The 13,389-nt window shown below is 66.1% G+C and carries 11 protein-coding genes; 3 read left to right on the top strand and 8 right to left on the bottom strand.

Going from position 1 to position 13,389, the window contains the following annotated elements; translation table 11 throughout:
- Positions 1–64: 64 nt before the first annotated feature.
- The 5 genes from F6X42_RS16535 to F6X42_RS16515 all read right to left on the bottom strand — a co-directional run bounded on the left by F6X42_RS16535 (position 65) and on the right by F6X42_RS16515 (position 5,132).
- Entirely contained in the window at positions 65–1,024 is a 960-nt protein-coding gene (locus F6X42_RS16535; RefSeq protein ID WP_187635329.1) for an alpha/beta hydrolase, read from the bottom strand.
- 91 nt (positions 1,025–1,115) lie between these two features.
- Positions 1,116–1,997: an SDR family oxidoreductase gene (locus F6X42_RS16530; protein WP_187635249.1), complete on the bottom strand. Its 882-nt coding sequence runs from the start codon at positions 1,995–1,997 to the stop codon at positions 1,116–1,118.
- 52 nt (positions 1,998–2,049) lie between these two features.
- The gene (locus F6X42_RS16525; protein WP_187635248.1) at positions 2,050–3,048 is read right to left on the bottom strand and encodes an NADP-dependent oxidoreductase; all 999 of its coding nucleotides are present in this window, start codon (positions 3,046–3,048) and stop codon (positions 2,050–2,052) included.
- A gap of 28 nt (positions 3,049–3,076) precedes the next feature.
- Positions 3,077–3,562 carry a PaaI family thioesterase gene (locus F6X42_RS16520; RefSeq protein ID WP_187635247.1) on the bottom strand — a complete coding sequence of 162 codons (486 nt, stop codon included), beginning with the start codon at positions 3,560–3,562 and terminating at the stop codon, positions 3,077–3,079.
- Positions 3,563–3,626: 64 nt separating this feature from the next.
- The gene (locus F6X42_RS16515) at positions 3,627–5,132 is read right to left on the bottom strand and encodes an aminotransferase-like domain-containing protein (RefSeq protein ID WP_187635246.1); all 1,506 of its coding nucleotides are present in this window, start codon (positions 5,130–5,132) and stop codon (positions 3,627–3,629) included.
- A gap of 178 nt (positions 5,133–5,310) precedes the next feature.
- Here F6X42_RS16515 and F6X42_RS16510 point away from each other — a divergent pair, with 178 nt between their 5' ends.
- Positions 5,311–5,703, top strand: a complete 393-nt coding sequence (locus tag F6X42_RS16510; protein WP_187635245.1) for a hypothetical protein — start codon at positions 5,311–5,313, stop codon at positions 5,701–5,703.
- Between the two features lie 67 nt (positions 5,704–5,770).
- A complete protein-coding gene (locus F6X42_RS16505; RefSeq protein WP_187635244.1) occupies positions 5,771–6,277 on the top strand; it encodes an LEA/WHy family protein in 507 nt (168 codons plus the stop codon).
- A gap of 49 nt (positions 6,278–6,326) precedes the next feature.
- Here F6X42_RS16505 and F6X42_RS16500 read toward each other — a convergent pair whose 3' ends face one another.
- From F6X42_RS16500 to F6X42_RS16490, 3 genes are all read right to left on the bottom strand, one after another.
- Complete coding sequence (locus F6X42_RS16500; protein ID WP_187635243.1) at positions 6,327–7,505, bottom strand: acetyl-CoA C-acyltransferase; 1,179 nt, start codon at positions 7,503–7,505, stop codon at positions 6,327–6,329.
- Positions 7,506–7,652: 147 nt separating this feature from the next.
- Positions 7,653–9,743: a 3-hydroxyacyl-CoA dehydrogenase NAD-binding domain-containing protein gene (locus F6X42_RS16495; protein WP_187635242.1), complete on the bottom strand. Its 2,091-nt coding sequence runs from the start codon at positions 9,741–9,743 to the stop codon at positions 7,653–7,655.
- 169 nt (positions 9,744–9,912) lie between these two features.
- Positions 9,913–11,598 (bottom strand): 3-(methylthio)propionyl-CoA ligase, encoded by a 1,686-nt coding sequence (locus F6X42_RS16490; protein WP_187635241.1) that lies wholly within the window; start codon positions 11,596–11,598, stop codon positions 9,913–9,915.
- Positions 11,599–11,829: 231 nt separating this feature from the next.
- Between F6X42_RS16490 and F6X42_RS16485 the strand changes: the two genes are divergently transcribed.
- Entirely contained in the window at positions 11,830–13,386 is a 1,557-nt protein-coding gene (locus F6X42_RS16485; protein WP_187635240.1) for a protein adenylyltransferase SelO, read from the top strand.
- Positions 13,387–13,389 lie beyond the last annotated feature (3 nt).

The following is a 13,389-nucleotide window of genomic DNA, read 5'->3' as shown; positions in this document are numbered from 1 at the left end:
TGATCTCCGCTTGGCCGGCGCGCTCGCCGCCGGCCGCTCACCGCTTCGCGAGAACCGCCCCCCTTCAGCCGATGCCGAATGCCGCGCGCAACGCCGCCGCGGCATCCGCGTGCGCCTGCGCGACTTCGGGCACGAAGCCGCCCATCTTGAAGAACTCGTGGATCATGCCGGCGTAGCGTTTGAGCGTCACCGGATTGCCGAGCGCGCGCAGTTTCCGCGCATACGCATCGCCCTCATCGCTGAGCGGATCGTATTCGGCGGTCGCGATCCACGCGGGCGCGACGCCGCGAAAATCGGGCGCGCCGCGCTCGCCGTCGAGCGGCGCGAAACGCCAGTCGTCACGATCGCCACTGCCGCGCAGGTAGTGCTCGAAAAACCACTGGATCGTGTCGCCCGACAGCAGAAAGCCGTCGGCGAGACGGGAGTGCGAGTCGGTCTGTTGATGGCCGGTCGTGCCCGGATAGATCAGCAATTGCAGCGCGAGTGCGATGCCGGCTTCGCGCGCGAGCACCGCGCAGACCGTCGCGAGCGTGCCGCCCGCGCTATCGCCGCCCACCGCGAGCCGCGTGCCGTCGATGCCGAATTCCGCCGCGTGCGCGTGCAGCCAGCTGAGGGCGTCGAAGGCATCGTCGACAGCGATCGGAAACTTGTGCTCGGGCGCGAGCCGGTAATCGACCGACAGCACCGCGCACTGGCCGTCGCGCGCGAACATCCGGCACAGCGCATCGTGCGTATCGACGCTGCCGACCGTGAAGCCGCCGCCGTGGTAGTACACGAACGCCGGCATCGGCTCGGCCCAGTTGGGCTCGACCGGGAAGTAGAGACGCGCGCGGATCGTCGCGCCGTCGCGCGTCGGCACGCGCAGGTCTTCAACGGAAAACATCGGCGCGCTCGCGATCTCGAGGATCGGCGCGCTTTTCTCGTACGACGCGCGTGCCGATTGCGCGCTCATCTGGTGATACTGCGGGCGTTTGGCCCGCGCGATCATGTCGAGCACCTGCTCGATCGTTGGATTCAGCGGCATGGTTTCGGCAACGTGATGCGCGTCGCGCATTGGGCGGCGCAAGTGCGCCGAAGATTCACAGGTGCCGGCGCGCCGGCCAAGCTGCCTCCCGCTACTGCGCGTTGTTCACCTCGGGCTTCAGCGACATCGGATCGGACGGCTCGCGCAACTGCTCGATGTCCTCGTGACGCAGCTTCACGGTCGCCATGATGCCCGGATGCGTGATGATATAGAAACGCCGTGCCGCGATCGCCTCGAACGCGAGGTCGGCGACATCATCGGCGGTGAGCTTGCCCGACTGCACCGCACGCTGCAACTGCTTGCCGGCCGCGATCTGCGAGCGCGTCGGCCGGCTCGCGTTGCGCAGCGCGTCGGGCCGCGCGCGCTCGGCGTCCGCGATGCCGGTCGGCACGAACGCGGGACACAGCAGCGAACAGCCGACCTCGCCGCCCGTGCCGGCCTGCGCGAGCTTCAGGTCGTGATAGAGCGTCTCGGTCAGCGCCACCACCGCATGCTTGGACGCGTTGTAGATGCCCATCGCCGGCGGCGCCAGCAGCCCCGCCACCGATGCCGTGTTGACGATATGCGCCGGCTCGTTCTGCGCCAGCATGATCGGCGCGAACACACGCACACCGTGCGCGACACCCATCACGTTGACGCCGAACACCCACGACCAGTCGTTCGCCGAGTTCTCCCACAGGAAGCCCCCGGTGCCGACGCCCGCGTTGTTGAACAGCACGTGCACCTTGCCGAACGCGGCGAGCGCGGCCCCCGCGAGCGCCTCGACCTGTGCGGGGTTCGATACGTCGGTCGGCACGCCGATCGCGTCGGCGCCGGCTTCGCGCAATGCGTCGACGGTCTGCGCGAGCTCGTCGGCGTTGACGTCGGCGACCACGAGCTTCATGCCGAGCGCCGCGCCCTTGTGCGCGAACGCGCGGCCGAAGCCGCTGCCCGCGCCGGTGATCACCGCCACCTTGCCTGCGAATTCGAACATCCTGTGACTCCCTCGTTGAGCGGCGGCTTGCCGTTGCGTGATGTCGTCGCGCTCAGATCAGCTTGACCAGTTGCTTGCCGAAGTTCTTGCCCTTCAGCAAGCCGATGAACGCCTCGGGCGCGGCTTCCAGTCCTTGCGCGATCGTCTCGCGATACTGCAGCTTTTTCTGCGCGACGAGCGTGCCGAGCTGCTTGAGCGCCTCGGGCCACACGTCCATATGTTCGCTGACGATAAAGCCCTGCACCAGCAGCCGTTGCGTCAGCATCAGCGACGGATGCCTGAGTGGCAGCGGCTGGCCGTCATAGCCCGCGATGAAGCCGCACAGCGCGATGCGCCCGAACGCGTTCATGCGCGCGAGCGTCGCGTCGAGCACCTCGCCGCCGACATTCTCGAAATAGCCGTCGACACCGTCGGGCGTCACGGCCTTCAGGTCCTTGTACAGGTTGCCGGCCTTGTAGTCGACGCACGCGTCGAAGCCGAGCGTGTCGACCACATAGCGGCACTTGTCCGCGCCGCCCGCGATGCCGACCGCGCGCGCGCCCGCCGCCTTCGCGAGTTGGCCGACCACGCTGCCCACCGCGCCGCTCGCCGCGCTGACGACCACCGTCTCGCCAGCCTTCGGCGCGATGATGCGGTTCAGCCCGTACCACGCGGTGACGCCCGGCATGCCGACCGGGCCGAGATACGCCGACAGCGGCACATGCGTGTCGTCGACCTTCTGCATGCCCGCGCCGTTCGACGTGCCGTACTCCTGCCAGCCGAACATCGCGACGACCTTGTCGCCGACCGCGAACTTCGGATTCCTCGACTCGACGACCTCGCCGACCGTGCCGCCGATCATCACTTCGTTCAACGGCTGTGGCGGCGCGTACGACTTGCTGTCGTTCATGCGTCCGCGCATATACGGATCGAGCGACAGGTAGTGGTTGCGCACCCGCACTTCGCCGTCGGCGAGCGGCGCGAGCGGCGTTTCGACGAGCTTGAAGTTATCGGGTGTGGCCTCGCCTTGCGGGCGCGAAACCAGCAGCAATTGGCGGTTGATCTGGGCCATGCGGTCGTCTCCTTGGGTTGTTGGGGGCTCAGTCGCTCGGACCGGGCTTCGCCGCGGGGTCACTGCGCAGACGCTGTTGCCTGACGTCGCGGCCCACCGCGAGGCGGCGCATGTACTTGAAGGTGCCGAGCGCTTTGGCGACGAAGTGGCCTTCGCTGTCGCGGATCTCGCCTTCGCAATAGGCCATCGTCGTCGAGCGATGCAACACGCGGCCGGTCGCGCGCAACTCGCCGCGGCCCGGCTGCATGAAGTTGACCTTCATCTCCACGGTGACGACGCCGACACCGTCGCCCGCGAGACTGCGCGCGGCCATCGCGAGCGCGACGTCGGCCAGCGTCATCGTGACGCCGCCGTGCGCGACGTCCCATGTGTTCATATGATCGCGCTGCAACGGCAGCACGACTTCGCTGACGCCATCGGCAGCGGACAGCAACTGCGCGCCGAGACGGTCGATGAAGGGGCTTTCGGGCAACGATGCATGGCCCGTTCTGGATGAGGTGGATGGATCGGTCATTGCTCAGGTATCAGATTTCGTAGCCGACGGCGCATGTGTCGCCTTCGGCAGGAAATGATACCCGCTATCGCGTTGGCGCATGGACCGCCATCCGTGCCGCGAGGCGCCCCAGCCGGCGCACCGCTTCATCGGTCAGATCCAGATCCGCACTCGGACAGCTGAGCCGGATGAAGTGGTCGAAACGCCCCGCGTTCGAAAACACCGTGCCGGGCATGATGCGAATCCCGTCATCCAACGCGGCATCGAAAAAAGCCGACGACGATACCTCACGCGGCAATTCGATCCAGAAAAACATCCCGCCGCGCGGCGGCGTGAATCGCGTGCCGTCGGGAAACGATGCAGCCACCGCCGCGGCCATCCGCTCACGCTGCAGCTGCAAGCTCTCGCGCAAACGCCGCAAATGACGCTCGTGCGCGCTTGTCTCCAGGAACCCGGCAAGCACGACTTGCGACAACTGCTCGTTGTGGCGCGACTGCGCGAACTTCAGCATGCCGATGCGCGGATGCCACCGGCCGCCGTTGATCCAGCCGACGCGCATGCCAGGCGCCAGCGTCTTGTTGAACGAGGTGCAATGGATCACGGTGCCATCGGTGTCCCACGCCTTCAGCGAGCGGGGCGGCTGCGCGGCCTCCACCAGCTCGCGGTAGGGATCGTCCTCGATCAGCGCGATGCCGGCGCGCGCGCAAAGTTCGACGAGGCTCGCCTTGTGCGCGTCGGGCATCACGCTGCCGAGCGGGTTTTGCAGGTTCGGCACCACCACGACCGCCTTGATGTCGGGATGCGTGTGCAGCGCGAACGCCAGCGCCTCGATCGCGAGGCCGGTGCTCGGGCTGGTCGGAATTTCGAGCGCGCGCAGACCGAGACTTTCGAGCGCCTGCAGCAAACCGAAGAAGCACGGTGATTCGACCGCGACGGTGTCGCCCGGCTGTGTTACCGCGCGCAGCGCGAGATTCATCGCTTCGACGCCGCCGTGCGTCATGATGATGTCGTCCGCGCCGATCTGGCTGCCGGCCTCGAGTGCGCGCCGGGCGATGATCGCGCGCAACGCCGGATCACCCTGATCGGGCCCGACGGCGGTCAGCAAGGTAGGCCGCCGGCGCAACGCGCGCACTGCGGCTTTTTGCAACGCATCGGTCGGATAAAGATCGGGCGACGCGGTCGCGCCGCCGAGATTCAGCGCGTGCGGATTGCGCTGGAATTTCGACACCAGCGCGGATATCTCCGAGTGAATGCCGACGAACTGCGCGGCGGCGCCAGGCTGCATCGCGAGATCGGGCTCGGCGGCGCAGGGCAGCGCAGCCGTCGACGGCATGCGTACGAAATAACCGGCGCGCGGCCGGGCGTCGATCAGCGCGGCGCGCTCCAGTTCGCGATAACTCTCGGTCGCGGTCGCGAGGCTCACGCCGTGGCGCTGCATGAACACGCGCATCGACGGCATGCGGTCGCCCGGGCGCAGCACGCCGTTGCCGATCGCGCGGCGGTATTGATCGGCCAGTTGCCGGTAAAGCGGCTGGCGCTCGGTTGGCCGGTCCGTCGACGGAGCGTGCGGGGTGAAGAGGGGTTCGCTCATGAGCCGATGGTGCGGATAGTTCGCGCGCGGCGACAGATACACATCGACGTGATTCGGACCGATACAGCGTGACGAAACGCACCGCTGTACCGGTTCGGATTGTCGATACCTGCGGCTGTTTTCATCTGGACGGATTCCCTAAGCTGTGTGACACGAAGACGGTTTAAAGGAATCGGTCATGCCTGTGCGTCCATACCACGATCGCTGTTTACCCGGTGCAGAACTCGATTACACCGCGGCGTCGCATCTTGCCGCCGGACAGATGGCCCTGCACGACTTGCGCGCCCGCAGTTCGATCATCGCGGTCGAAGGTGCATTGCAACTCGTCTTCCGCGATCATTCGCTGGCCTGGCTCGGCAACGACGCCCCGCTCACGTCGCTCACATTGCACGAAGGCGAGCGGTTTATGACATCGCAACGTGGCGTCGTGTCGATCCGCGCGACGCTGGCCGATCGCGCCGCGTTCATCGTGATGCCTGCACGCGCAGAATGGCGCGCGCGCGGTTTCATTCTGCAAGCGGTTCGGCGTCTCGCAGTCGCCGTGCACACACGGTGGCGGCGCGCTGCCTGAAACGTCGCTGCGCACGCCACGTGGCCCGTTACAATGCCTGACCAACCCGCTTCCTCAGGTGCAGGTCATGTCATTCTTTCGCGCGCTGCTGCCGGGCCGGGTCTCACGTGTGTGGCGCCTGTTCGCCGCCGTCGTCGCTGTCACGCTGACACTCGCTGGCTGCGCGGGCCTGTTCGGCGCCGACCCGTTGCGCGTCAACGTGGCGGGCATCGAGCCGATCGCGGGCCAAGGCATGGAGATGCGCTTCAACGTCAAGCTGCGCGTGCAGAATCCCAACGACTCCGCGGTCAGCTTCAACGGCGTGTCGCTCGATCTGGAACTGAACGGCGAGCCGTTCGCCAGCGGCGTCAGCGACCAGAGCGGCACCGTGCCGCGCTTCGGGGAAACCGTCGTCACCGTGCCGCTGACCGTGCCGGCTTTCGCCGCGGTTCGGCAGGCGCTCGGGCTTGCGGGCATCGCGCAGTCCGGGCAGGTCCCGTACCGGCTGCATGGCAAACTCGCGGGCGGCCTGACCGGCACGACGCGCTTCGACGATCAGGGTATGTTGACGCTGCCGGGCATTGCGTCGCAGTAGGCACACACACGGCACCGCTATATCAGACTCAGGCGCGTGCGCACCTGACTCACGCGATCTCGAACAAACCTGCCGCGCCCTGCCCGCCGCCGATGCACATCGTCACGACGACGAACTTCACGCCGCGCCGCTTGCCTTCGATCAGCGCATGGCCGACCAGCCGCGCACCCGACACGCCATACGGATGACCCACCGCGATCGCGCCTCCGTCCACGTTCAGGCGGTCGTGCGCAATACCGAGCTTGTCCGCGCAATAGAGCACCTGCACCGCGAACGCTTCGTTCAGTTCCCACAGGCCGATGTCCTCGACCTTGAGGCCGGCCTTCTTCAACAGCTTCGGCACTGCGAATACCGGGCCGATGCCCATCTCATCGGGTTCGCAGCCGGCCACCGCAAAGCCGCGGAAAATGCCGAGCGGCTGCAGCCCTTCGCGTTCGGCCAGCGTCGCGTTCATCACGACGCAAGCGGATGCGCCGTCCGAAAACTGGCTCGCATTGCCCGCGGTAATCACGCCGCCCGGCAGGGCGGTGCGAATCTTCGACACGCCTTCGAGCGTCGTGTCGGCGCGAATGCCTTCGTCGCCGCTGACGGTCACTTCCTTCGTATAGAGACGGCCGGTCGCCTTGTCGGCGACGCCGGCGAGCACCGTCAGCGGCACGATTTCATCGTTGAACCTGCCGGCTTCGAGCGCGGCGTGCGCGCGCTGCTGCGAGCGCACGCCGTACTCGTCCTGACGCTCCTTCGAGATCGAGTAGCGCTTCGCGACGTTCTCGGCGGTCTGCAGCATCGACCAGTAGATTTCCGGCTTGTGCTCGGTGAGCCAGCCGTCGGTCATCATGTGGTGGTTCATCTCGTTCTGCACGCACGAGATCGACTCGACGCCGCCCGCGACGTACACGTCGCCTTCACCGGCGATCACGCGTTGCGACGCTAGCGCGATCGTCTGCAATCCCGACGAGCAGAAGCGGTTCACGGTCATGCCCGGCACGCTGACCGGCAAGCCCGCGCGCAAAGCGATCTGCCGCGCGATATTGCCGCCCGTCGCGCCTTCAGGATTCGCGCAACCCATGATCACGTCCTCGATGCGCGCCGGGTCGAGCTTCGCGCGCTCGACCGCGGCCTGCGTCACGTGGCCGCCGAGCGTCGCGCCGTGCGTCATGTTGAAACCGCCGCGCCACGATTTGGCGAGGCCAGTGCGGGCGGTGGATACGATTACGGCGTCAGTCATGCCTGTCTCCAATTGCAATGTCGAAAGCGGCGCGCCGGCGCTTTGCCGTGCGTCCAAAAGCGCCTCTCCGCGCCGCCTCTGTCGTTTGATGTAAGCGATGCGGGAGGAGCCCGCACCATTCAGTCCGTGCGCTGAAATCAGCGGTTCTCAGCCGTTGAATCCGCGACCTTCGGCGGCCAGCTTCGCGATGCCCGGCGCGAGCTTCCACGCGTCGCCGTTCGGTCGCGCCGCATAGCGGCGAATCGCGCGCTCGACGTTGTAAAGCCCGACCATGTCCGCGTACAGCATCGGGCCGCCGCGATAGAGCGGGAAGCCGTAGCCGGTCAGATAGACCATGTCGATATCCGACGCCTTCGACGCGATGCCTTCCTCGAGAATCTTCGCGCCTTCGTTGACGAGCGCGAACACCAGACGCTCGACGATTTCCTCGTCGCTGATGTTGCGGCGCTCGGCGTTGGCTTCCTTCGAGTATTCGCCGATCATTGCGTTGACCACGCCCGACGGATACGCGGTGCGTTCGCCCGCCTTGTAGTCGTACCAGCCGCCGCCGGTCTTCTGGCCGAAGCGGCCCATCTCGCACAGACGGTCGGCGATCTTCGAGTAATGCATGTCCGGGTGTTCCAGATAGCGGCGCTTGCGGATCGCCCAGCCGATGTCGTTACCGGCGAGGTCGCTCATGCGGAACGGACCCATCGCGAAGCCGAACTTTTCGATCGCGCGGTCGACCTGTGCGGGCAGCGCGCCTTCTTCGAGTATGAAGAGCGCCTGACGAACGTATTGCTCGATCATCCGGTTGCCGATAAAGCCGTCGCACACGCCCGACACCACCGCGGTCTTTCTGATTTTCTTCGCGAGCTTCATCACGGTGGCGAGCACGTCTTTCGCGGTCTCTTTGCCACGCACGACTTCGAGCAGCTTCATCACGTTGGCCGGGCTGAAGAAGTGCATGCCGACCACATCCTGCGGACGCTTCGTGAACGCGGCGATCTTGTCGACGTCGAGTGTCGACGTGTTCGACGCGAGGATCGCACCGGGCTTCGCGACTTCATCGAGCCGGCGGAACACCTGCTCCTTCACTCCGAGCTCTTCGAACACGGCTTCGACGATCAGGTCGGCGTGCTTCAGGTCGTCATAGGACAGCGTCGAGCTCAGCAGCGCGAGGCGCTGTTCCATCACCTCGGGTTTCAGCTTGCCTTTGTTGACGGTCGCCTCGTAGTTCTTGCGGATCGTCGCGAGACCGCGGTCGAGTGCTTCCTGCTTCGTTTCCAGCAGCGTAACCGGAATGCCCGCGTTGATGAAGTTCATCGCGATGCCGCCGCCCATCGTGCCGGCACCGATCACGGCCACCTGATTGATATCGCGCACGGGCGTATCGGACGGCACGTCGGGAATCTTGCTCGCCGCGCGCTCGCCGAAGAACGCGTGACGCAGCGCGCGGCTCTCCGGCGTCTGCACGAGCGCGATGAAGCATTCGCGCTCGAATGCGAGGCCTTTGTCGAAGCCGTCTTTCACACCGGCTTCGACCGCGTCGATGCATCGAAGCGGCGCCGGGAAGTTCTTCGCGATTGCGGCGACGCTATTGCGCGCGAACTGGATGAAACCGGCCGCGTTCGGATGCTCGATCTTGCGCTCGCGCAGCTTCGGATGCGGCCCTGCCTGGGCGCCGACCTTGCGCGCGAACGCTAGCGCGGCTTCGGCCAGTTCGGCGGGATTCGCGACGACTTCGTCGAACAGACCCGAATCGGCGAGCTTTTCGGAGAGCACCGACGCGCCCGACACGATCATGTTCAGCGACGCTTCCAGACCAATCGCCCGCGGCAGACGCTGCGTGCCGCCCGCACCCGGCAGAAGGCCGAGCTTCACTTCGGGCAGCGCGATCTGCGCGCCGGCCGCGGCGACGCGGTAATGCGCGCCGAGCGCAAGCTCGAGGCCGCCGCCCATCGCGACGCTGTGGATCGCCGCGACGACCGGCTTCGCGCTGCCTTCCACCACCTTGATGACGGTCGCGAGCGTCGGTTCCTGGGTCGCCTTCGGCGTATTGAATTCGGCGATGTCGGCGCCGCCCGAAAAGGCCTTGCCCGCGCCCGTCAGCACGATGGCCTTGACGGCCGGATCGTTCTGCGCGCACTCGAGTCCTTCGACAATCCCCGCTCGCGTCGACAGACCGAGTCCATTGACAGGCGGATTGTTCAGCGTGAGAACGGCCACGCCGTCATGAGTTGTGTAGTCCACTGCCATCTGCGTGCCTCCATGCGATTCATGCATTGAGGCGGCGCATGGTGCGCCGCCCGTCCGGTTCATCGAGCCTGCTTATTGTCAGGCTTTTTCAAGCGACGGTTCCCGGGTCAGCAGGCACAATACACCAAAAAAGCACGAACGTTCAATTTATTGCGGGACAGGGTTTCCCCTAAGCCTCTGGCGTCAGCGGACAGTTGCGGCTGTCTTCGAGCGCTGATGGCAGCACGTAGTCGCGGAACAGATCGCGCAGTTTCAGCTTCTGCAGCTTGCCGGTCGCCGTGTGCGGCAGTTCGTCGACGAACACCACGTCATCGGGAATCCACCACTTCGCGACCTTGCCGTCGTAGAACGCGAGCAGTTCGTCGCGTGTGACGTCGTGCCCCGCGCGTTTGACGACGACGAGCAACGGCCGCTCGGTCCACTTCGGATGCGCGCACGCGATGCACGCGGCTTCCGCGACCGCCGGATGCGCGACCGCGACGTTCTCGACTTCGATCGAGCTGATCCATTCGCCGCCCGACTTGATCACGTCCTTCGAGCGGTCGGTGATGTGCAGGAAGCTGTCGGGATCGATCGTCGCGACATCGCCGGTCGGGAACCAGCCATCGACGAGCGGCGAGTCTTCCTTGCGGAAGTACCGGTCGATCACCCACGGCCCGCGCACGTGCAGATCGCCGAACGCGACGCCATCCCAGGGCAGCTCGCGGCCATCCTCGCCGACGATCTTCATATCGACGCCATAGATCGCATGGCCCTGCTTTTCGAGCAGCTTGCGCCGATCGGCGAGCGGCCGCTGGCTCTGCTCCCACGTCAATTTCGACAAGGTACCGAGCGGCGACATCTCCGTCATGCCCCATGCATGGATCACCTGCACGCCGTAGTCGTCCTCCAGGATGCGCAGCATCGCGGGCGGACAGGCGGAGCCGCCGATCACCGTGCGCTCGAGTGACGAAAACCTCGCGCCCGTTTCGCGCAGGTAGTTGAGCAGACCGAGCCAGACGGTCGGCACGCCAGCCGAACACGTGATGCGTTCGCTCTCCATCAGTTCGTACAGCGACTTGCCGTCGAGGTCCTTGCCGGGAAACACGAGCTTCGCGCCGGCGAGCGGCCCCGCATGCGGCAGGCCCCATGCGTTGACATGGAACATCGGTACGACGGGCAGCACCGCGTCGCGCGCCGACAGGTTCATCGCGTCGGGCAACGCCGCGCCGAACGCGTGCAGCACCGTCGAGCGATGCGTATACAGCGCGCCTTTCGGATTGCCGGTCGTGCCCGACGTATAGCAGAGATACGACGCCTGGCGCTCGTCGAGCGCCGGCCAGTCGAAGCGGCCGTCCTGCCCGTCCATCAGCGTTTCGTAGCACAGCACGGGGGGCCGGCCATCCGCGGTTTGCATCGGCGGCCGATGCGCTTCATCGCATAGTGCGATCCAGCCGCGCACGCGCGGGCACTGCGGCGCGAGCGTGTCGACGAGCGCGGCGAACGTCGTGTCGAACAACACGTACGCGTCGTCGGCGTGATTGATGATGTAGGCGATCTGGTCGGGGAAAAGCCGCGGGTTGATCGTGTGACAAACGGCGCCGAACCCCGTCGTGCCGTAATACGCTTCGAGATGCCGGTAGCCGTTCCACGCGAGCGTCGCGACCCGTTCGCCCGGTTCGACGCCGAGCGCGAGCAACGCCTGCGCGAGCTGTTTCGCACGCGTCTCGCAATCGCGGTACGTGTAGCGATGCAGATCGCCTTCGATGCGCCGCGACACGATCTCGGTGCTGCCGAAATGCCGCGCGGCATGCGCAAGCAACGATGACACGGTCAGCGGCACGTCCATCATCTGGCCCAGCAGCGGCGTCGTCATAAGGCGGGGTCTCCTCGGCTTGTCGGTGTCGATGGGGTTGGGTCGGGGTTGGGTCGGGGTTGGGTCGAGTCTGGCTGGGTACGCGATCGAGAAACGGATAACGTGCGATGAAGCGCGGGGCGGAAGAGCGTGGCGGCGACGAACGCGGCAGCAGGTCGAGCGATAAAGCCGGCCGGCCAGCAGCGCCGCGGGCGCCGACTTACAATATCGGTTAATCCAGAGGCGCTCAACATGTCGTTTTCCCCAAGCATTGCAGGGCTATCCGCAGCTTTGACGGATCTTTCGAACACACTCGCCACTCCCCCATCCAACGCGTTCGTGCGCCTCGGCGGCTCGTTCCTCACGCGCCTGCCCGCCGCGCCGCTCGACGCGCCCTACCTGGTCGGCTTTTCGGCCGAGGCCGCCGCGCGGCTCGGGATGCCTGAGCGCATCGAGCGTGATCCGGGCTTCGTCGAGCTGTTCTGCGGCAACGCGACGCGCAGCTTGCCAGCCGACGCGCTGCCCTATGCGTCGGTGTACTCGGGCCATCAGTTCGGCGTGTGGGCCGGCCAGCTCGGTGACGGCCGCGCGCTCTGTCTCGGCGAGCTCGAACACGATGGCGAGCGTCTGGAATTGCAGCTCAAAGGCGCGGGCCGCACACCCTATTCGCGCATGGGTGACGGCCGCGCGGTGCTGCGCTCGTCGATCCGCGAATATTTGTGCTCGGAGGCGATGCATCATCTCGGCATTCCGACCACGCGCGCGTTGTGCGTGATCGGCTCCGACCAGCCGGTGCGGCGCGAGACGATCGAAACCGCCGCGGTGGTCACGCGCGTCGCGCCGAGCTTCGTGCGCTTCGGCCACTTCGAGCACTTCTATGCGAACGATCGCGTCGACGCGTTGCGCGCGCTGGCCGATCACGTGATCGAGCGCTTCTATCCGCATTGCAACGAGGCCGACGATCCGTATCTGGCGCTGCTCGCCGAAGCGGTGCGCTCCACCGCGGATCTGATGGTCGACTGGCAGGCGGTCGGTTTCTGTCACGGCGTGATGAATACCGACAACATGTCGATCCTTGGCCTGACGATCGACTACGGCCCGTTCGGCTTCATGGATGGCTTCGACGCCGGCCACATCTGCAATCACTCCGATACGCAGGGCCGTTACGCGTACCGGCTGCAGCCGCAAATCGCGTACTGGAACCTCTTCTGCCTCGCACAGGGCCTGCTGCCGCTGTTCGGCGAGAAGCACGACGAAAGCGTGCGCGCCGACAAGGCGGTCGAAGATGCGCAGCACGTGCTCGCCGGCTTCAGGGAGCGCTTCGCGCCGGCGCTCGAAAACCGCATGCGCGCGAAGCTCGGCATCGAACAGACGCGCGATGGCGACGACGCACTCGTGAACCGGCTGTTCGAAGTGATGCACGCGAACCGCGCCGATTTCACGCTGACGTTTCGCAATCTCGCGCGCCTGTCGAAACACGACGCGAGCGGCGATGCGCCGGTGCGCGACCTGTTCCTCGATCGCGCCGCCTTCGACGCGTGGGCGATCGAGTACCGCGCGCGGCTCGCCGAAGAGCCACGCGACGACGCCACGCGCGCCATTGCAATGAATCGCGTCAACCCCAAATTCGTACTTCGCAACCATCTGGCGGAAACGGCGATCCAACGCGCGAAACAGAAGGATTTCTCCGAACTCGAACGGCTCGCGGCCGTGCTGCGTCATCCGTTCGACGAGCAGCCCGAATACGCGTCGTATGCGGGCCTGCCGCCCGACTGGGCGAACTCGCTGGAGGTGAGCTGTTCGTCATGACGC

The sequence above is a fragment of the Paraburkholderia podalyriae genome, assembly GCF_014397785.1.
In the GTDB taxonomy this organism is placed as follows: Bacteria; Pseudomonadota; Gammaproteobacteria; order Burkholderiales; family Burkholderiaceae; genus Paraburkholderia; species Paraburkholderia podalyriae.
The sequence above is the reverse complement of the archived record's forward strand: the minus strand, read 5'-3'. Positions and strand labels throughout refer to the sequence as shown.